Origin of the sequence: Desulfovibrio gilichinskyi (genome assembly GCF_900177375.1) — a bacterium.
Lineage (GTDB): Bacteria > Desulfobacterota > Desulfovibrionia > Desulfovibrionales > Desulfovibrionaceae > Maridesulfovibrio > Maridesulfovibrio gilichinskyi.
In genome coordinates this window covers 120023-137890 of record NZ_FWZU01000006.1, presented here as the reverse complement: position 1 = coordinate 137890, position 17868 = coordinate 120023, and the positions used below count along the sequence as shown (strand labels likewise).

General features: G+C 41.1%; 21 protein-coding genes and 1 tRNA gene. 10 read left to right on the top strand and 12 right to left on the bottom strand.

Features of this window, described 5'->3' with window-relative positions; all coding sequences use genetic code 11:
• Positions 1–293: 293 nt before the first annotated feature.
• Together B9N78_RS16695 and B9N78_RS16690 are read right to left on the bottom strand one after the other, a co-directional pair.
• Positions 294–380: transfer RNA gene (locus tag B9N78_RS16695), tRNA-Leu, on the bottom strand.
• A 55-nt stretch (positions 381–435) separates the two neighbouring features.
• A complete protein-coding gene (locus B9N78_RS16690) occupies positions 436–2133 on the bottom strand; it encodes a YcaO-like family protein (RefSeq protein WP_085104392.1) in 1698 nt (565 codons plus the stop codon).
• A gap of 116 nt (positions 2134–2249) precedes the next feature.
• On the opposite strand from B9N78_RS16690, the gene B9N78_RS16685 reads away from it, so the two are divergent.
• A complete protein-coding gene (locus B9N78_RS16685) occupies positions 2250–2927 on the top strand; it encodes a TVP38/TMEM64 family protein (RefSeq protein WP_085104390.1) in 678 nt (225 codons plus the stop codon).
• Between the two features lie 6 nt (positions 2928–2933).
• On the opposite strand, the gene B9N78_RS16680 is transcribed toward B9N78_RS16685, so the two are convergent.
• The 5 genes from B9N78_RS16680 to B9N78_RS16660 all read right to left on the bottom strand — a co-directional run bounded on the left by B9N78_RS16680 (position 2934) and on the right by B9N78_RS16660 (position 7130).
• Complete coding sequence (locus B9N78_RS16680; protein WP_085104388.1) at positions 2934–4154, bottom strand: ABC transporter substrate-binding protein; 1221 nt, start codon at positions 4152–4154, stop codon at positions 2934–2936.
• On the bottom strand, positions 4151–5260 hold the full coding sequence (locus B9N78_RS16675; RefSeq protein ID WP_085104386.1) for a patatin-like phospholipase family protein: 1110 nt from the start codon (positions 5258–5260) through the stop codon (positions 4151–4153). The genes B9N78_RS16680 and B9N78_RS16675 overlap by 4 nt, the downstream gene beginning before the upstream one ends.
• A gap of 102 nt (positions 5261–5362) precedes the next feature.
• Positions 5363–5926, bottom strand: coding sequence for an arylesterase (locus B9N78_RS16670; protein ID WP_085104384.1), 564 nt, complete (start codon positions 5924–5926; stop codon positions 5363–5365).
• A gap of 16 nt (positions 5927–5942) precedes the next feature.
• A complete protein-coding gene (locus B9N78_RS16665) occupies positions 5943–6476 on the bottom strand; it encodes a hypothetical protein (protein ID WP_085104382.1) in 534 nt (177 codons plus the stop codon).
• Positions 6477–6512: 36 nt separating this feature from the next.
• Complete coding sequence (locus B9N78_RS16660) at positions 6513–7130, bottom strand: recombination-associated protein RdgC (RefSeq protein WP_085104380.1); 618 nt, start codon at positions 7128–7130, stop codon at positions 6513–6515.
• A gap of 243 nt (positions 7131–7373) precedes the next feature.
• Here B9N78_RS16660 and B9N78_RS16655 point away from each other — a divergent pair, with 243 nt between their 5' ends.
• From B9N78_RS16655 to B9N78_RS16645, 3 genes are all read left to right on the top strand, one after another.
• On the top strand, positions 7374–7577 hold the full coding sequence (locus B9N78_RS16655) for a hypothetical protein (RefSeq protein ID WP_085104378.1): 204 nt from the start codon (positions 7374–7376) through the stop codon (positions 7575–7577).
• Positions 7578–7679: 102 nt separating this feature from the next.
• The gene (locus B9N78_RS16650) at positions 7680–8057 is read left to right on the top strand and encodes a hypothetical protein (protein ID WP_085104376.1); all 378 of its coding nucleotides are present in this window, start codon (positions 7680–7682) and stop codon (positions 8055–8057) included.
• Positions 8058–8199: 142 nt separating this feature from the next.
• Positions 8200–8631 (top strand): response regulator, encoded by a 432-nt coding sequence (locus tag B9N78_RS16645; RefSeq protein WP_085104374.1) that lies wholly within the window; start codon positions 8200–8202, stop codon positions 8629–8631.
• Between the two features lie 48 nt (positions 8632–8679).
• Here B9N78_RS16645 and B9N78_RS16640 read toward each other — a convergent pair whose 3' ends face one another.
• Positions 8680–9642, bottom strand: coding sequence for a D-2-hydroxyacid dehydrogenase (locus tag B9N78_RS16640; RefSeq protein WP_085104372.1), 963 nt, complete (start codon positions 9640–9642; stop codon positions 8680–8682).
• Between the two features lie 73 nt (positions 9643–9715).
• Entirely contained in the window at positions 9716–10264 is a 549-nt protein-coding gene (locus B9N78_RS16635; RefSeq protein WP_085104370.1) for a PilZ domain-containing protein, read from the bottom strand.
• A 216-nt stretch (positions 10265–10480) separates the two neighbouring features.
• On the opposite strand from B9N78_RS16635, the gene B9N78_RS18220 reads away from it, so the two are divergent.
• Positions 10481–10624, top strand: a complete 144-nt coding sequence (locus B9N78_RS18220) for a hypothetical protein (protein ID WP_170921458.1) — start codon at positions 10481–10483, stop codon at positions 10622–10624.
• Positions 10625–10697: 73 nt separating this feature from the next.
• Here B9N78_RS18220 and B9N78_RS16630 read toward each other — a convergent pair whose 3' ends face one another.
• Both B9N78_RS16630 and rfbA read right to left on the bottom strand, forming a co-directional pair.
• Complete coding sequence (locus B9N78_RS16630) at positions 10698–11201, bottom strand: hypothetical protein (protein WP_085104368.1); 504 nt, start codon at positions 11199–11201, stop codon at positions 10698–10700.
• Positions 11194–12081, bottom strand: coding sequence for a glucose-1-phosphate thymidylyltransferase RfbA (gene rfbA, locus B9N78_RS16625; protein ID WP_085104367.1), 888 nt, complete (start codon positions 12079–12081; stop codon positions 11194–11196). The genes B9N78_RS16630 and rfbA overlap by 8 nt, the downstream gene beginning before the upstream one ends.
• Before the next feature lie 132 nt (positions 12082–12213).
• Between rfbA and B9N78_RS16620 the strand changes: the two genes are divergently transcribed.
• From B9N78_RS16620 to B9N78_RS16605, 5 genes are all read left to right on the top strand, one after another.
• Positions 12214–12918 (top strand): DUF1614 domain-containing protein, encoded by a 705-nt coding sequence (locus B9N78_RS16620; RefSeq protein ID WP_085104365.1) that lies wholly within the window; start codon positions 12214–12216, stop codon positions 12916–12918.
• Between the two features lie 29 nt (positions 12919–12947).
• Positions 12948–13727, top strand: a complete 780-nt coding sequence (locus B9N78_RS16615; protein WP_085104363.1) for a MogA/MoaB family molybdenum cofactor biosynthesis protein — start codon at positions 12948–12950, stop codon at positions 13725–13727.
• A 111-nt stretch (positions 13728–13838) separates the two neighbouring features.
• Positions 13839–15263 carry a TolC family protein gene (locus B9N78_RS16610; protein WP_085104361.1) on the top strand — a complete coding sequence of 475 codons (1425 nt, stop codon included), beginning with the start codon at positions 13839–13841 and terminating at the stop codon, positions 15261–15263.
• 108 nt (positions 15264–15371) lie between these two features.
• Positions 15372–15602, top strand: coding sequence for a dual CXXC motif small (seleno)protein (locus B9N78_RS18475; RefSeq protein ID WP_263008861.1), 231 nt, complete (start codon positions 15372–15374; stop codon positions 15600–15602).
• A gap of 9 nt (positions 15603–15611) precedes the next feature.
• Complete coding sequence (locus B9N78_RS16605; RefSeq protein WP_085104359.1) at positions 15612–16565, top strand: lytic murein transglycosylase; 954 nt, start codon at positions 15612–15614, stop codon at positions 16563–16565.
• Positions 16566–16588: 23 nt separating this feature from the next.
• Here the strand turns inward: B9N78_RS16605 and B9N78_RS16600 are convergent, their stop codons facing one another.
• Positions 16589–17701 carry a glycosyltransferase family 4 protein gene (locus tag B9N78_RS16600; RefSeq protein ID WP_085104357.1) on the bottom strand — a complete coding sequence of 371 codons (1113 nt, stop codon included), beginning with the start codon at positions 17699–17701 and terminating at the stop codon, positions 16589–16591.
• Positions 17702–17868 lie beyond the last annotated feature (167 nt).

Sequence of the window (17868 nt, the reverse complement as noted above, 5' to 3'; positions counted from 1 at the left end):
ATCATAAGTTCGACGTTTGGGCTTGGTCATTTACTTCTCCTGTAAAAGTCAGGATAGTTACTTAACCGTGTGTCCGCAAATCTATAGCAGGATCAGTCGGGAATATCGCTTAAAACGGGGAAAAAGAGTCTTTGGATGTGCTTTACTGTCCAGTTCAAACTCACAGGTTGTCATATAAAATCACTCTCCATAGCCGTAAAAGTGGGGACAGAGTGGGGACAGAATTGGCTTTTGCCATAAAAAAAGGGTCCACAAACAATCGTGAGATTGCTCGTAAACCCTTGATTTAACCGTGGTACCCAGAACGAGACTTGAACTCGTACAGACCGAAGTCCGAGGGATTTTAAGTCCCTTGCGTCTACCAATTCCGCCATCCGGGCACGGAGTAAAAGTTAATATACTTAGTCTATTAACTAGTCAAGAAACTTTAGCGTATTATAACAAATTTTTTAATTCAAGGTAATTTCTGTAAAGTCTCGGGCTTACGCGCGAGAATTTATCCATATCGGAAACAATCTCCAGCCCCGGTACAATTGCGCGGGTTACGGGGATTCCAAGGTCTTTACGAGTCAGATCTACATAGATTGGATAGTAATCGTTTTTGGTGAGTAGAGTTTCAAGCACCATCACATCCCCTTGTGTGCTTCCGGTGGATAAGTCCGGAAGATCTTCCAGCTTGCGCACAGGCAGTCCTTCAGGGTAATCCATGGTTGCGGGGCCGGGGAAAGGGTAGGGGACTTCTGTCAGAGCGGACAGGAGCGCACGTTTGCCATCCAGATTGCATCCTCCACCTTTGTTGATGTCTCCATGCTTGCCGACAGCGAATGCACGATAGCATGGCACACCAAGCTCGGATGTCATATCTTGAAACCAGACCTGAATTCCTGAATCTTTCAGATCGTTCAGATGTTTGTTGATTTCAGCATTATCACTTTCGATTCTGAAACATTTTTCTTTGTCAAACGGGATTGTTGAATCCGAATCACGCTCAAGAACTTCAAGTAGGCCGCTCAGTTTTGCTTCAGCAAAAGTGTTACCGGATGCCAGCCCTGTAGAACTAAGCCCACTGAACAGATTCTGTTCATCAAGGTTGCAAAAGAGAAATACATGCTGAACCGGAATCAAAATTTTCTCATACTCTGTGCCGTTAAACCTTTCCGCTTCCATCCACCAGAGCGATTGTCCTTCGTAAGGATATTCCAGTGACAGAGTGGATGGATCTAGAGCTTCATTGTCTTTTGCGACTTCATCATAAGTGCCTTTAACCACAGGTGAAGGATTAATCCTGTTAAGAACTCCGGCTTTGCCTATGCTGCCATAGGAACTGACTCTTTCCACCACTTCCATCGCGCAGGAAACTTGAGCGTTTATGAGTGAAAAACCGCGGCCGTAACTGGTTTGGATCGCATCAAGTGAATTTGAGAATGAACCGATGTCAGTCCGAGTCTTAACCTGCCAGTGCTGCAGTACAGCCGCAGGGCTAAGACAGCCTTTCTGGCGCATCTGCGGCCCGAGAAAGACGTCAATCGCTTCGAGCTGTTTCATGGCATGAGCGGTTACTTCAACTATCGAGGCACGTTCTTTTGCGGGAGGGAGCTTTCCTTCTTTTTCAAGCGAACTTCTGACAGCGCCGGCATCTATGGACACTTTAGCAGGTAGCTCTTCTGTTTTATATAATAGAGGCAGTCCTGCTTCATCCGGTGCAGGCAGTTCTGCATGCTCTTCCATGTTTGCAGATAAAATCAAAGTCCATTTATTGTGCAAGGATTGATCTGTTAACAGATGAGAGCGTAGATGCAGTGTCGGTGAAAACTTTTTAAGATCGTGCGCATCGAACTCTTTTTCAATCTGTTCTTTTATGGGAGCAAGTTTAGGGTATGTGAGGCATGCTTCATATATCAGGGCGGCGAGAACTTTCTTGTCGGGGTCACCTTTAATTTCAGTGATCAGTTTCTCGATTTTGCGTGTGCGGTGCTTGCCGAGCATATCGAGCATATGGCGGTGCATAAATTCATCGTAAGGATATTTTTCCAGATGATTTAAGACTTCGGAAAAACTTAAGTTGGGCTCAGGGAGTGCTGCGAAGCAACCTGTGCCTGAAAGAGTATCCATAAGTTTAAGTTGGTAACGCATATATTTCCTTGGTTCGGCTTAAAAAAGCATCTTATGTTGATAATTGAATATGTAACCGTTATTCTGATTGAAGCGTGATGGTAGGATATTTAAGCTCGCAAGTGAAGTAGGTAAATATGGTTATAAGTGATTGTTTAAAAAATAGAACTTTTTTGTATGGAATAATAATTTTGCTTGTGACCGGAGTTTTTTCTTTTGCCATCGAAAGATACGGTGAAGGGCATCTCAGTACAATTCTTTCGTGGATTGAAGCCCGTGGTAATTTGGCACCGTTAATATTTATTCTGGTCAATGTGCTGGGGCTTGCGCTTGCTATTCCGCAGACTTTGTTTACTGTCGCCGCCGGAGTTCTTTTCGGAGCATTTGAAGGAGCTGCCTACAGCCTTATAGGTATGAGCTTTGGTTCGGTATTGGCCTTCATACTCGGACGCTTTGTTTTCAGGAAAATTATTTTGCAGAAATTCGGTGCGAGCAGAAGTTTTTTAGATCTTGAAAGGCTTAGCGATAAACATCCGCTGAAGGTATTGGCTTTAAGTAGAATTGTGCCTGTAGTGCCGTATTCAATTGCCAATTATCTCTGGTCGGTAACGGGTATAAGGTTTCTTCCGTTTTTAATTATGAGTGTACTTTGCCTGATACCTGAGACTGTTTTTCTGACAGCCGGCGGGCACCTGCTTAAGTCCGGAGTTACCAGGGGAACGGTTAATTTAGAATTAGTCGCTGTTCTGGTTGGAGCCGGAGTAGTTATTTTCTTTCTTATAAAGGCTGTTCGGAAAAGTTTGAGGGAACTTTAAACATTATTACATTTCATCTGCTAAAGAAATTTTACCTGCGTTAGATTGAATTATATAAAGCGGTTTTTTCGCCCTGCCGCCGGTAAAAGATATGTTACCGGAAACTCCTTGAAAATTTTTAACTGTCGGCAGGTTGGTCCGTATGTTTACGGACGGATTGCCGGTTTTTCCGGCTGTTTCAGCGAGCAGGAGAATTGAATCAAATCCGAGAGCCGCATAGCCTGTTTGCGGTTTTTCCCCGAACAAGTCCGCGTAGTCTTTTACAAAGAGTGTAACAAGGTCATCCTCACGGGTAAGGCTTGCCTGCGAAGCAAAAATAACAGTTCCTGACCATGCAGCTATGGATTTTTTTATTGCTACGGTATCAAAACTTGTGCCGCCGACAACATTATAAGCCATTTGCTTTTTCTGCATGAGTCTCAGCAGGTGCGCACTGACTCCAGCCGGGGCTAAAATCACTACGGCTTCAATCTGTTGAGTTTCAGGAGGGGCCGTGCGTTGCTGCGTAATAATTTCCGCATAGCTATCCGAATAATCACTGGCTCCTACGGCTTCATCTGTGGTTGTACTGTCTGACTGAGGCGGAGGGGCAAATGCCTTAATAGCCTTCATAATGTATGATAAATCCGGGTCTGGTTCGGTTATGCGAAGCTCTGAAAGTATTGTTCCTCCTTTCGCTGTAAATTCAGCTGTGAAGCTTTCTGCCTGCTGCGCAGTTGAATCTTTCATATCTGATCTTATCAGGAAAATATGGTCAGCCTGAAGTGTTGAAATAGTATATTTTGCAAGGTCGGAACCGATCTTATTATCCGGTACTGCTAAGGTGAAAATGTCAGGAGTTTTAGAATTTGTCAGACCTAAGAGCTGTGCTCCGCTGCAGATGAAAGGGAGTTGTAGTTCTTGAAAGGTCGGAGCGGCGGAAAGGGCAGCATCTTCAGAGACAATTCCTACTGCGGCAGAAATCCCTTTTGTTTTAGAAAGATTATGAACGGCTTTAATTATTTCCAGCGGGTCTCTTGTGCATGTTTCGCATTCAAGTTTAATTTTTAAATCTGGGCTTGTCTCATTGAATTTTTTTACGGCAAGAATTGCTCCATTCATAGCCTCTTGCGCGGTAAGTGCATTTTCGCCTTTATTTTCGAAAATAGTACCGAAAATGAATTCTTTCGCTGAGATTGTGGAAGAAACAGAAAGCAAGATTGCAAGCGTCATCAGTATTGTTTTCATGTTCCTGACCCTCTTCTTTCATTTCTGTTTTTAATTATTCTTATTTCACGTGTCGCAGTATTTTGATCTGCCGGCTCGCGCGTTATGACCGGAGATCCTATTTTACCAGTCTCTTCATGTTTCGCGTCTTTATTTTCGCGATTCATTTTTTCTTCATTAAGTTTTTTGATTTCTTCGTTTCTGCGGATTTCTTCTTCTTTGAGTTCGGCTTTCTTTTTAAATTCAAACACAGCTTCTTCAAAATTTCTTTTTTTAGAAGTAAGAGCCACTTTTCCGGAGTGCACAATCTCTGTAATTTTCTTAATTTCCCACATTTCAATCGGGCGCGGGTGTCTAATATAAATGGGGATTATCTCATGATGATGCATGTCTATAGAAAGTGAAAGCTGGCTGGTGAGAATTGATCTCCGGAAAATTCTGGAAGAATTAAAATAACTTTCAATAAAATTTTCAGGTTCAGGATTGCATGCGTCATCAAAGTATATGGCAATGATGATATCAATATTTCGTTTAACACATTCCATTACCGGCATGGGGGAGGAGAAAGCTCCGTCGATTAATTTCTTGCCGTCAATATTTGCCGGAGGCATAAGAGGATATACTGCGCTGCTTGCGTAGATTGCCTGAGCCAGATTACCTTTTTCAAGGATTACCGGAAGGCCCGTCGTAAGGTTTGTGGTAGTTATTATGGTCTTAGGTTTAAGGTCAGAAATATCCATCTCTTTAAACAGTGTTTCGTATGTCTTGCGAATGGATTCGGTTTTAATAATACCTGATTCTGCTGAAAATTTGCCCTTACCTATTTCGGCTATATCCATGACGGATTTATGATTGATCTCTCGGAAAAAGCGCGGGTCTACTGCTTTTGAGAAAATATCCTGAATCTGTTTCAGATCGTATCCGGCTCCGAGAAACGCAGCGAGCAAGGCCCCGCCGCTGACTCCGATGACAAGATCAATTTTTATATTTTCTTTTTGCAGGTATTCAATAAAAGGTAATGCGCAAAAAGATTTAATACCCTCAGAACCGATTATCAGAGCGATTGAAGGGCTGTTATCAGGTTTTTTAGGCGGATCTTGCGGTTCCGGTGTTACTGTCTCTTCCATTAGTTCTCCATATATTTATGTGATGAAATAACTTTCTTGGAAGAAAAATACAATAATAATCAGTAGAAACAGTTAGAAAAACGGTGAGATATAATTACAAAATTAAGCTGTCAGTTCTTCGTAGAAGGATTTGAACAGCGGGAATATATTTTCAACTATTATGGCAACACCTTCATCGTTAGGGTGGATTCCGTCACCTTGATGATACTCAGGTTTCTCGCCGATTCCTTCCATGAGGTTCGCATAAAAAGGAATGCTGTACTTTTTAGCGATGTCAGGAAATATTGAATTAAAGGCTAAGGCGTATGATTGTGGTGTAAAATTCATCGGCATAAAGCCTAACAGGATTACAGGGATCTGCGCTTCCTGAAAGGCTTCGATTATTGCCATGATATTTAACTTGAGCTGTTCAGGATCGATTAGCTGAAAACAGTCGTTTGCTCCGAATTCAATGTAGGCTGCGTCCGGTTTGCTTTCTATGACATCTGCAAGGCGTGACAGGCCGTCAGCGGAGGTTTCTCCGGAAATTCCGTAATTGGAAATTTCCAGATTGCAACCTTCCTCAAGCAGTTTTCTTTCTAGCTGTGCAGGAAAGGAGCTGTATGCAGGCAGACCGTATCCTTCAGTCAGACTGTCGCCGAATGCGGCTAGTGTAATCCTTGCCATTTTATTCGCTCTTTATTTATTCTTCGTCGTTACGGAGCCAGTGACGGAATTTTGCAACTTCGTCCTGCCAGTCTGGTGCAATTCTGATTTTTATGAATTCCATAAATACACAATCCAATAGTGTAATACATTTTTCAATCAGGAATATTTTTTCAAGGAATTTTGAATCAGGATCATCTCCCTCTTCATCTTTCATTTCTACTTTCGGAGTTTTAAGGCCGCTCAAAGCAAAGTCTTCTGCTTTAATCTGAACCTGCCATGCATTTTCGTCAATTTCCATTCTTAATTGGGCACGGGTAACTTTTTTACCTGTTTTAAGTCCCATCAGAACTTCTGTCATATCTCCGCTTGAGGAGTTGACTGTGGCAGTATCAATATTTTCACCTTCGCCGCCTTGAACAGATATGCGCTGTTCCATGAAAAGCAGAAAACGTTCGCCGCTTTCAAGTTCGAAGAGACCGTCGCGAATTTCACTCTTGTACCAGAGCCATGTCAGAAAATCCTGGCCGAGCAGGGTATTTTCTCTTTCTGCAAGAAGTAACAGATCCATAAAATTATCCTTATTTTTAACTGGCAGACCCGTCTGCTAACCTACGAAATATGTCGGGTCCAGAGATTCAAGTTTTTGCGCGGCATCGTCTCCAAGTATTTCCATCGCAAGGAAGAAAGGAGTCAATGGTTCTAAAGTCAGTTCAAATGTGTCTGAAAAGTATTCTTCAAACATATCAAGAACTTTTGAGTTAGTGCAAGCAAAGTACAGTCTGTTCTCAGGAATATTCCATACGACGTCAAAAACTGCCGGAATCGGAAGGCTTCTTGCTCGTAATTTCAGTGTTACCTGATCTTTAATTTCACGCTTTCTATCGCGCGAGATGAAGTTTTTGCCTTCTTTCTTAGCTTCTTCAAGCTCATAATTGAGGGCTATCTGCAAATGCTTTTTAAGGACAGCCGGCTGGATTCTGCGTGTGTCAAGGCGCAGTGAAAAAGTGTGATATTGTCCTTTTTCCGGCGGTGAAACACTCCATTTGTCATCGAGCATATCATCCATATTCACCCATCCGAAAGATCTCTCTTCAGCGGTGTTGTCAATATCCTTAAAAGCATATTTTACTAATAGATTAGGGATGGATCTGATCAGATCATCCTCAATATCTTCCAGTATTCTATAGCGGGTAAGTCCGACACTGGCGGAAAGTATAGGCAAAACAGACTCCTTGAACCGGTGGCTATTTGAACTGATTCATACCGGGTTTATTTTATCGTGCATGACGCACTTTCAACAGTAATGCCTAAAATCATTCGTTTGAGATGTAAAGCGAAAGAATGACGGACTGACCAAGTATGGCATATTTGGTGCATAATATGTTTTATCAAGATCTTTGTAAATCAGGTCACAATTCAAGGAGGATTCAGTCTGGTAAGACTGTTAAAAGCACAGGAGGTCGTTATGACACTCTGGAAAGTTAAGTCAGAAGGCGAATACATTGTTATGGGTAATCAGCGTAGGAAGATGATCACTGCTAACGGGTGCAATGAACCGTTTAAGGGGAGATTCTGGTGCCCGCGCAAAAGATGGTTTATGAACGGGCCTTGCCCTTTTCTAAATAAGCAGGAATGTGGTAATTACAGACAAATGTGCGGAGGACTGTAGCTCAACAAGTTTTAAGAGATACAGATCATAAGCCGTTAGCTGCTTGATTTTGATATTCATAGCACCTAATATGTTATCAAAATTTTAAACAAAGGAAAGGGTATGTCTGCTAATCCATATAAAGCTGTCGCAAGCTGGCTTGATGCTGAAGCTGTAAAAGTCAGAGATATTGAAAAAGTTGCTAATTCGGCACTGTACGACAATAAGGATGAAAATTCGTATAGAGATCTTATGCGTCAAAAAGCGATGCTTTTATCAAATCTGGGTAATAGACTTGAACCGCTGATTGAACCTTTGAGTGCCGAAGATAGACTTTTTGTGAAAAAACGAGTGAAACGTTTTTCCATGTCTGCCTCCAAGGCTTTGGAAATCGGTAGTGTCTTTTTTATGTCCGCTCTGCTATATCCTGATGATTATATAGATGGTGAGAATAATGATTTGGAAAATTTTGCAGAAAAAGTTCGCAATATGTCTCAATAATGTTATTTAACGAAGAATGTAGGTCATTTTATTTTTATAATAAAAAATATTGTGAATCTTGCAACAGTGGTATATCCATTTCTGCGGGGAGGAGACAGGCCAACTGATATGGGCTGTTTTTTCATGGTTAACAAGGTAGCCTATGCGTTTTACAGATCTAAATGACTTAATCGGTTTTGATGAAAATCACGTTTCAGACAAAGTTTTAAAAATTTTGTTGGCAGAAGATTGTGAGAATAATGTGCTGCTTGTTCAGCTGTACCTTAAAAAGCTTCCTTATTCTATAGATGTCGCGGAAAATGGCGCAAAGGCATTTGAGAAGTATAAAGCGAACAGCTATGACCTGATTCTTATGGATATTGAAATGCCTTTTACAGACGGGTATCAGGCAACGACTGATATTAGGAAATATGAACACGATAACAATCTCAAGAGCACTCCGATTGTTGCCGTTACCGCCCATGCTTTAAGTGAAAATAAAGAAAAAGCTTATAGCGTCGGGTGTGATTATTTCATGACCAAACCAGTCAGAAAAGCTGATTTAATCAGTGTTATTAAAAAATTTACTGAATGATCGGAAACTTAAGCGAATTTGCCGATCATTCAGTTCTGTTCAGTCGCATTAAAAAATGTTTACTACGTTGATTGGATGACCGCTGATAAAAGCCTCTGCATTTTGGACTGTAATTTTTGTCAGCCTGGTTCGTGCTTCCAGTGTCGCCCACGCAATGTGCGGTGTTATGAGAATGTTCGGTGCCGTGAGCAGAGGGTTGTCCGGTGATATCGGCTCCTTGCTTAAAACATCAAGAGCCGCTCCGCCTATGGTTCCGCTTTTCAATGCGTCGGCAAGGTCTTCCTCATTTATAAGCTGTCCGCGAGCTGTGTTAATAAGAATAGCATTTTTCTTCATTGTCCGGAGGAGTGATCTGTTGATAAATTTTTCATTTTCAGGCGTTAGCGGGCAGTGGAGTGATATTACATCTGATTCACTCATGAGTTCTTCAAGACTGGAAAATTTGAAAGGCAGATATTCCGGTTTCGGTTTGGGGCGCGGAGCATAAGCGATTACTTCCATTCCGAACGCATTCCCCAGCGCGGCTACTTTGTTTCCTATACCTCCGAAACCGACTACTCCCAGTTTTTTACCCTTAAGCTCAAACAGCGGAGTTTTCCAGAAACAGAAATCTTCCTGAGCAGACCATTCTCCATCCTTAACTGCTTTGTCGTGCAGGCTTACCTGATTTGAAAAATTAAGTAAGAGTGCAAAAACATGCTGTGCAACAGATGGCGGCGAATATCCCGGAACATTTGAAACAATAATTCCTTTTTTCGCTGCTGCGGATAGATCTATAGTATTATATCCTGTTGCCAATACGGATATGAATTTTAAGTTCGGCAGTGAATTTATTATTTCAGCGGTAAAGACAGTCTTGTTGGTGAAAACTATTTCTGCATCCATGCACCGTTCAATTATTTTTGATGGCAAGGTGCGATCATAACAGACCAAATCTCCCAGTTTTTCTAACTCCGTCCAAGGGTTGTCACCCGGGTTAATAGTATAGCCGTCAAGAATAACCATGCGCATAAGAATGTCCTTTTGTTTTATTTAAAGAAAAGTTTCATGATCTAAAAAAGTAAAAAAATAGAACTGTATAATATCATAGTTCAATTTTTTTTGTAGGTTGCTTTTTTGCGCTGCGTTTAGCTTGATTCTCTGCAATTATTGTGACTTCATCTTTTGAAATGTCGTCATCCTTTTTGCCGGATTTTGTTTTTTTGATAATTCTTTTTTGAGCAGCGACAACAATCTGACTGATAATTTTATCCTGATTCTTGTCTAATTCATGAAATTTGCAACCTACAAGATCCCCTTTGCGTCTTACAATTTTCAATTTTAAATTTTTAAGAATAGGTTTGCCTGACCATATCAGGACCGTATCGATTATTATTCCAAGGGGGAATTCTTCTGAACTTATAAAACCGATACCGGCAACACTGATATCTTTAATACGGCATTTGACTCTTGGCGTGCGACACACTACCTGCATGTTATCCACATGAATTCGATACGCTTCGCGTGCACTCGGCGAACTTGATTTGGCGTTAAAAGAAATATCGAATGATTCGGTTTCTTTTCTTCCAAGCATTCTGTGCAGCTTATCTTTTAGCTGGGCTAAAATGCCAAGGTTCTTTTCTTCGCTTGCCATTGTTTCCTCTGTATTCAAAATATGAATAAAAATAGCATGTTAAAGGTGTCATAATTGGTTGATCAGCCTTTTGCAAGCCGTATATCAATTTTATATGTATGGGTTTATTTGTCAATAAATTTACTTAAACTATATCTTGACATTATAATAAATAGCAGTGATGAATATTAGACATTTTTTGTCATTAATTGGGCTTAATAATTGGAGGTACATGCGATGATTGGTGAGTTGCTTAGTAATATCGGGCATAGCAGTACAGCTGGCTTTGTTGGTGTTTCTCTTATTTTTGGTTACTTTGCTTGGATTCTTGTAATGGCTTTTTACAGAATAGAACAGGGCAAAAAAGAAAGTCATCATTAAGATAATAAATTCAGAGAAAACTTTGTTTTCTATAATTTTCATAAAAAAAGGCGCGATTTGATCGCGCCTTTTTTTATTTCAATTCTATGTTGATAAGTTTTAGCTGTTTTAAAATGATGTTTAATTGTGCTTCAAGTATGTAAGCGAGATCTTTTAATTTCTGATCACTGGTTTTAATAACTATATCATTAACAAAAACTTGTCTGCGTCGAAAGTCGTGGTTGGCAAATATACTTTTTTGTTTCAGTTCTTTTGCTTCTTTTGTTTCAAATCTTTTCTCATTTTTTACGATGCTTATAACAGAATAAATTGAATTAAGACCATGAACCTGAAGTCTGCTTGTCCTGCATAGATTAGCTAAATCCTGCAGTGCGAATGTTCTATCCGGTGTAGAATCTGACCCTGCGATATTGTCGAGGTTTACACCCATTGTTTTGAGCGCAGATTCGACTTCTGATAACTTTTTGAAACTATGAGCAATGTTTGATTTTTGAGATGTTTCAGACTCACCGCATTTGGCGGAAACCGGAATGCAGATGATAGACACTAATAGTATAATTAAGAAAAAGTTACGCAATGATATTCTCCTTAGCTTCGTTGTATACAGCCATAAGATATTTGCCGTAATCGTTTTTCAGCATATCCGAGGCGAGATCTTTTAATTCTTCGACCCCGATATACCCCATTCTAAAAGCTATTTCCTCAAGGCAGGCCAAGAGAAAACCTTGTCGTTCCTGAATTGCTTCAACGTATGCAGCGGCTCTTAGGAGTGACGCGTGTGTTCCCATGTCCAGCCATGCGTAGCCGCGGCCGAGTAATTCTACATTAAGTAAACCTTGTTTTAGATATTCTTTATTAACATCTGTAATCTCAAGTTCTCCGCGGTGCGAAGGGGAAATATTCTTAGCAATTTCTATAACAGAATTATCGTAGAAATAAAGCCCGGTAACCGCAAATTTTGACTTAGGTTTTTCAGGTTTTTCTTCAATGCTTATTACAGATTGATTTTTATCAAATTCTACAACCCCGTAACGTGTAGGGTCTTTTACCGCGTATGCGAAAACGGTTCCGCCTTTTTCTAATTTAGCAGCATTTTGCAATAAATGCGGAAGATCATGACCGTAAAAAATATTATCACCGAGTATCAAGCTTACGCTGTCTTTTCCAATAAACTCTTCGCCTATTATGAATGCCTGGGCGAGACCTTCCGGTTTTGGTTGGACTTTGTACGATATATTAATACCGAGTCTGGAACCGTCGCCAAGCAGATCTTCAAATCGGTGCAGGTCTTCAGGAGTTGAAATGATGAGAATATCTTTTATGCCCGACATCATATGTATAGATAAAGGGTAGTAAATCATCGGCTTATCATAAACAGGAAGGAGCTGTTTGCTGACTACACGAGTCAAAGGATAAAGCCGTGTACCGGAACCGCCCGCCAGAATAATTCCTTTCATAAAATTGTAATCCTCCTGAATTTCTATAAACTAAACTTAATTTATTTATCAATAATATCTTGAAGTGTCAGCTTTAATAGCTTTAAATAACGCATTTAAGTAAATATCAGTAACAATGGAGCTTTCATCAGTATGCGCGGCCCCTTATTTTCTCTACCTACGGTAATGTTTTTAGGCACTTTGTTTTTTATTCTTATATTCTTTTTGTTTATATTTGTACAGGTTGGCCTTATAACCACGGCCTTTTCAAAATTAGGACTTACTTCCGGACAGGGGTTTACTCTCCTTCTGGCAACATTGTTCGGCAGTGGAATGAATATTCCAATTTTTAAGTCAGATCGATTGGTTCCTGATGTGCTTGTCAGAAAGTTTAGAATCTTGAATCCCAATGTTCCCGTCGAAACTCCTTTGCAGGGAAAGTCTCTGGTTCACCAAACAGTGGCTGTTAATGTCGGCGGATGTGTTATTCCGGTGCTGCTATCAATCACTTTGCTTAATCATTACGGATTGAATTTATCTATTTTTATCTGTATTTTTATTGTGAGTGCAGCTACTTATGCTTTGGCAAGGCCCGTTCCGGGGGTTGGAATAGGTATCCCTGTTCTCATTCCGCCTATAATCACTGCTTTGGCAGCTCTTATTTTTGTCTCTGGCGATATTGCTCCGGTTGCAGCTTATGTTGCCGGTAGTTTGGGTACTTTGATAGGGGCCGATCTTCTTCATCTGGCAACTCCTGCTACCAGAAAAATGCTTGATGCTCCGGTGGTTTCAATCGGAGGGGCAGGAACTTTTGACGGAATATTTATTACCGGCATTCTAGCTGTTTTACTGGCTTAATAACCAGCAGTATTTTAAGGAGTATTATTATGGTTAAATGTGATTTTTCTTCTGCAGGTAATCTCCGTGTAGGCAGCCGTATTTACCTTGGTCGCAGCGATCATTTTCCGCAGGGATGTCCGTATATTAAAGTTTCGAAGGAAGCCGGTAAACTGCGCGCAGGAATGAGACTTGTCTGTGAAGGGCGTGATTTGCTCAGGGTTGTTTCCGGTTCATGGATAGACGGAGTGCCTGGAGCCAAAGCATGGGTTGCCGAAATTCTTGATGTTCTTCCTGAGACTGGATCTATCGATTTAAAAATTGAGAAAACAGGGTATTCTGTTGCATATGTGACTCTTAGTGATAAAGGTGCAGCTGGACTGAGGGAAGATAAGGGCGGTCCAATGATCGCAGAAATTATCAGCGATGCCTTGCCTGTTTCGGCTGTGCACGGTTTTCTTATTCCTGATGAGTATGGTGATTTGAAATCACTGCTGATGCACCTTGCGTATACGAGCAGGTTTGACCTTATTATAACTACCGGCGGGACTGGTGTCGGACCGCGTGATGTTTCCCCTGAAGCGACTCTTGCCGTTATTGAAAAGAGATTGCCGGGTTTTGAAAGAGCTATAACTGCAACAAGTCTTATTAAAACTCCGCACGCTATGATCTCCAGAGGCGTTGCGGGAACGCTGGGTGACAGCATCATAATAAATGTACCAGGAAGCCCTAAAGCTGTAAAAGAGAGTTTAGAAGCGGTTATACCAGCTATTAAACATGCTATTGATAAATTGCAGGGTGATACTGCGGATTGTGCAGCAAGTGCATAGTGTTTACTTACAAAATGTTTCTTGATTCCATTGTCAAGAACATTTATATAGAGTTTGATTTCAGGTTTTAGAATTAAACTATAAATAACATGTACTTTTAGGACGGATAGAATGAAACGCAACAGATCAGTTTTCTTTACATTATTTTTCTTACTTGCAGCAGTTACATCTGCTTTTGCTCAGCAGCTTCCGGGTGAAAGCAAACTTGGGGAGGCTGAGGCTCCTGTTTCAATGGAGCAGGCGACAACTCAAGTCCCGCAGGCTGTGGCTGCTGAAAAGAGTGCCGACTTAACTCTTTCTCTTGAAGAGTGCGTTGAGATGGGTCTTAATCAGAACCCTACCATTATTGCTGCACGCAAACAGCTTATGGCTTCCGAAAGCAGTGTTAAGTCACAGCGCGGTCAGTTCGGAGCCGGAATGTCGATGAGCTATGGTTATACACACTCAAGCGATCAGCCCAGATCCGGTTCTACTCCTTCCGCATATCAGGACCAATGGGGACTTGGAATTAATGTCAGTCAGCCTATTTTCATGGGATTTGAACTTCTTTCAAAATATCAGAAAACCAAGCTTCAAAGAGATCAGAGTGATGCTCAGCTTTATAATGCTGAACTTGTTTTGATCAGAAATATTCAGGAAGCCTTTTTGACATTGCTGCAAGGACGGATGGAAGTAAAAAGTAATCAGGATTCAGTTGCCAGACTTCAATCTCAGTTAGGTGTTATTCAGGCTTTTTATCAGGTCGGTCTTAGACCAAGAGCAGATGTTCTGCAGGCTGAAGTTGAACTTGCCACGGCCGAACAGTCTCTTCTTAAAGCAAACAACTCTGTTGCTTCAAAGACTGCCAGATTGAATACATTACTTAACCTTCCACTTGATAAAAAGGTTGATTACACCGGAGAACTTACTTATCTGCCTTTCTCAATGACTTTGGAACAGTGCATTGTGAGAGCTGACAAGGATCGTCCTGATCTGCGTATTGCCATGAAAGCTGTTAAGATTTCAGAAGAAGATGTAACAATCTCTGAAAGTTCTTTTTACCCTAAACTCACCGCTGACTTTAATTATAACAGTGCCGGTGGTGATCCTTCCGTAAGTACAAATAGGTATAATTATAAAAATCGTCCCGATTCATGGGATGTCGGTGCTAATGTTAACTGGAATTTCTTTAACTGGGGCGAAACATATTATGATGTTCAGAAGTCTAAAGAGACTGTAGATAAAATTAAGGCCGATTATGATAATACTAGACTTGAAGCTTCTTATGAAATTAAAGATCAGCTTTTGAGTCTTAAGGCCGCAGCGGATAGAATCAGGGTTGGTCGTAAGTCTGTTGAATCCGGACGTGAAGGATACAGAATGGAGATGGCCCGCTATCAGGCTCAAGTCAGTACAAACAACGATGTTCTTAATGCTCAGTCAAGACTCAGTGCCAGTGAAGCACAGCTGATTGAAGCTTTGTCGGATTATCAGGTTGCACTTGCAAGACTGTTTGTTGCAATGGGTGTTAAAAACCCTTCGCTTAAGACAAGTTAAGTAGATAAAATATTATTTAAAAGCCGGGTTCCTTTAAGGAACCCGGCTTTTTTGTTATGGTCAAGCCGTCTATGTTCGGTTTCACACAGTAGTAACACAGGGGGAATTATGAGCGGCGGGCGAAAGCTTTCATCCAGCTTTAGAGGCTTTAATAAAGCTGCAAAGCCGGGTATGTCTTGTAAAGTTTGCGGGGGAGAAGTGTATTCTCTGCGCAGCTGAACAGGTGTTTATTTGTGCTGCAGGTCTTGCGGCAAACAGTATGAAGTTGCGGAATACGCGAAGTATATCGATGATGATTTTGAAGAAGAAATGGCTAATGTTTCGATGAATAGATTATAATGAGGAATTATGACTTCTAAATTTAAAAGTCTTGTGACGATCTCGGTTCTCTGTTTTCTGCTTGTAATTAGCACTGCAGTTTGCGGTTTTGCTGCAACACCTGTTGCAAATTCAACTGATCCGCATGAAGCATGGTCCCCCTTGAAGGATAGACTCGTTACTGACGGATTTAGCAGAGAATATATTGAAACTGTTTTTTCTGTCAGTTCTGTTAAGTATGATCCTGAAATGATGGTCCGGAAGATGAAAGTGCTGCTTCAGCGCAGGTTCGAACCACCTGCTGAAAAAGTTGCCCGTGAGAAAGAGTTTGATGAAAGATATGTTGGAGCAATCCTGTTAGCAGGTGCATATTCATATTTACGTGAACATTATGAAATTCTTACTAAAATAGACAAAAAATATGATGTTTCTCCGTCTATATTAGTTGCTTTGTTACTTGTTGAAACAAAGCTCGGCCATACACTAGGAACTTCTCCGGCGTTTTGTAATCTTGCGAATATGGCAGCCAGCCCGGATCCTGCGGCTTTTTTAAAAGATTTAGATTCTGCTGAACTTAGTCCCGCAGATATGGAATGGCTTAGAAAAAGAACTAAGCAGAAGGCAGACTGGGCTTATAAAGAATTGTCAGCACTTTTAAAATTTTCGTCTGCCAACTCGATTAATCCGTCTGAAATACCGGGGTCACCTTACGGTGCTTTTGGCATTTGCCAGTTTATGCCGACTACAGCCCTCAGTTATGCTGTTGACGGTGACATGAATGGGCGAATCGATTTGTTTGATAAGGCCGATGCACTGGAAAGTATGGCTAATTTTTTTAAAAGGCATGGCTGGAAAAACTCGCTCAGCAAAGATAAAAAACTAAAAGTTATCTACCGCTACAATCACTCAATGGTATATGCCCGGACTATATATGAAGTTGCTGATCAACTGGATAGAATCCGTTCCACTTTCGGTCCTGAGTAATTTTTACAGTTTTTAGTGATCTCTCAGTTCTTTGTCAGCAATCCCTGATAAAGAGTCAGAGTGCGTTTTAAAAAGCCGGTCCCGGAAAGCTGGGACATTGTTTTAGCGTGAGCTCCAAGTAAACTTTTTCTCATTTCAGGATTACTGATCACTTCTTCAATCTTTATTGCCAGTGCAGAAACATTTTCAGGTTCAACCAGTGCTTCTTCAGGAAGCAGGTCCGGCATAACTCCTACTGTCGTGGAGATAAGAGGCCGGCGGCAAGCCATTATTTCAAGAGCGGCCCTTGCTATTGTTTCAGACCATAGTGAGGCTATTACTCCGAGGTCAATCGCTGAAATGCAGGCTGAGATGTCATCACATTTACCACTTATTTTCGTGATATCCTCGATTTTGTTTTCCTTTAACCATGAATCTACTTCATGCCTGCTTGTAGCTGTCGGGAATCCCATCAAGAAAAGTCTTATGTTCTCATTCTCAGAATTGTGACGGATTTTGGCAATCGCTTCTATAAGTTCACGCTGACCTTTTACTCTGTCGAAACGTCCGAGAAGGCCGATGACAATATGGTCCTCAGTAAACCCGAATTGCTTGCGTGTCTTATTTCTTCCCTGTTCGGTAAACTTAAATTTAGCAGTATCTACGCCACCATGTATAAGCCAGAGGCTTTTTTCTGCTAATTCCATTTTTTTAAGAAAATGTTCAGCCATGCGCTTGTTTGTAACAACAACAGCGTCGGCTATATTTGAATGCAGATAGCGGTTGATAACGTCATTTCGTGGAAGACGCTGGTCTCCTCTGGTCCTGACTAGCTTGAAGCCAAGTCCTGTTTTCCTGAGAATTCCCCACCAGAAGAAAGCTTCTCCTCTGTGGCAGTTTACGATATCAGGTTTATGGCTGCGGACGAGAGAAAGAACCCTTGCACATGCTTTAACAAGTTTTATAGGGTGCGTTGAATTCAGCTCAATTGTCTCAACATTAAGACCCATTTCTCGAGCTTTTTCTTCCGTCTCAGTATCAGGAACGGTGATGACGAGAACATCATGCCCGGCATCCTGCAGTAATTTACTGAGGTAGAGGGCATACCATGAGGTTGCATTGAACCAGCGGACGTTTATGACTTGAAAAATTCGCATGAAGGTAGATGACAATCCGTTAACTAAAGAGTCAAGTAAAAAGGTCCGATAACAATATTATAAGGTGAAATATCTGCTAAAATTGTTCAGCGGACTATATCCGTCACAGGCTTTATGTTGTTTGCTAATAACATGTACACCTGACAGTTTGAATTATAAAGATTTTT

What these genes read in the sequence shown, in the direction of transcription:
- B9N78_RS16670 (WP_085104384.1), bottom strand. Translation starts at nt 5,926, where the DNA reads ATGGCAAGGATTACACTAGCCGCATTCGGCGACAGTCTGACTGAAGGA.
- B9N78_RS18220 (WP_170921458.1), top strand. Translation starts at nt 10,481, where the DNA reads ATGATTGGTGAGTTGCTTAGTAATATCGGGCATAGCAGTACAGCTGGC.
- B9N78_RS16665 (WP_085104382.1), bottom strand. Translation starts at nt 6,476, where the DNA reads ATGGATCTGTTACTTCTTGCAGAAAGAGAAAATACCCTGCTCGGCCAG.
- B9N78_RS16655 (WP_085104378.1), top strand. Translation starts at nt 7,374, where the DNA reads ATGACACTCTGGAAAGTTAAGTCAGAAGGCGAATACATTGTTATGGGT.
- B9N78_RS16675 (WP_085104386.1), bottom strand. Translation starts at nt 5,260, where the DNA reads ATGGAAGAGACAGTAACACCGGAACCGCAAGATCCGCCTAAAAAACCT.
- B9N78_RS16640 (WP_085104372.1), bottom strand. Translation starts at nt 9,642, where the DNA reads ATGCGCATGGTTATTCTTGACGGCTATACTATTAACCCGGGTGACAAC.
- B9N78_RS16615 (WP_085104363.1), top strand. Translation starts at nt 12,948, where the DNA reads ATGGTTAAATGTGATTTTTCTTCTGCAGGTAATCTCCGTGTAGGCAGC.
- B9N78_RS16620 (WP_085104365.1), top strand. Translation starts at nt 12,214, where the DNA reads ATGCGCGGCCCCTTATTTTCTCTACCTACGGTAATGTTTTTAGGCACT.
- B9N78_RS16650 (WP_085104376.1), top strand. Translation starts at nt 7,680, where the DNA reads ATGTCTGCTAATCCATATAAAGCTGTCGCAAGCTGGCTTGATGCTGAA.
- B9N78_RS16605 (WP_085104359.1), top strand. Translation starts at nt 15,612, where the DNA reads ATGACTTCTAAATTTAAAAGTCTTGTGACGATCTCGGTTCTCTGTTTT.
- B9N78_RS16680 (WP_085104388.1), bottom strand. Translation starts at nt 4,154, where the DNA reads ATGAAAACAATACTGATGACGCTTGCAATCTTGCTTTCTGTTTCTTCC.
- B9N78_RS16600 (WP_085104357.1), bottom strand. Translation starts at nt 17,701, where the DNA reads ATGCGAATTTTTCAAGTCATAAACGTCCGCTGGTTCAATGCAACCTCA.
- B9N78_RS16685 (WP_085104390.1), top strand. Translation starts at nt 2,250, where the DNA reads ATGGTTATAAGTGATTGTTTAAAAAATAGAACTTTTTTGTATGGAATA.
- B9N78_RS16645 (WP_085104374.1), top strand. Translation starts at nt 8,200, where the DNA reads ATGCGTTTTACAGATCTAAATGACTTAATCGGTTTTGATGAAAATCAC.
- B9N78_RS16610 (WP_085104361.1), top strand. Translation starts at nt 13,839, where the DNA reads ATGAAACGCAACAGATCAGTTTTCTTTACATTATTTTTCTTACTTGCA.
- rfbA (WP_085104367.1), bottom strand. Translation starts at nt 12,081, where the DNA reads ATGAAAGGAATTATTCTGGCGGGCGGTTCCGGTACACGGCTTTATCCT.
- B9N78_RS16635 (WP_085104370.1), bottom strand. Translation starts at nt 10,264, where the DNA reads ATGGCAAGCGAAGAAAAGAACCTTGGCATTTTAGCCCAGCTAAAAGAT.
- B9N78_RS16690 (WP_085104392.1), bottom strand. Translation starts at nt 2,133, where the DNA reads ATGCGTTACCAACTTAAACTTATGGATACTCTTTCAGGCACAGGTTGC.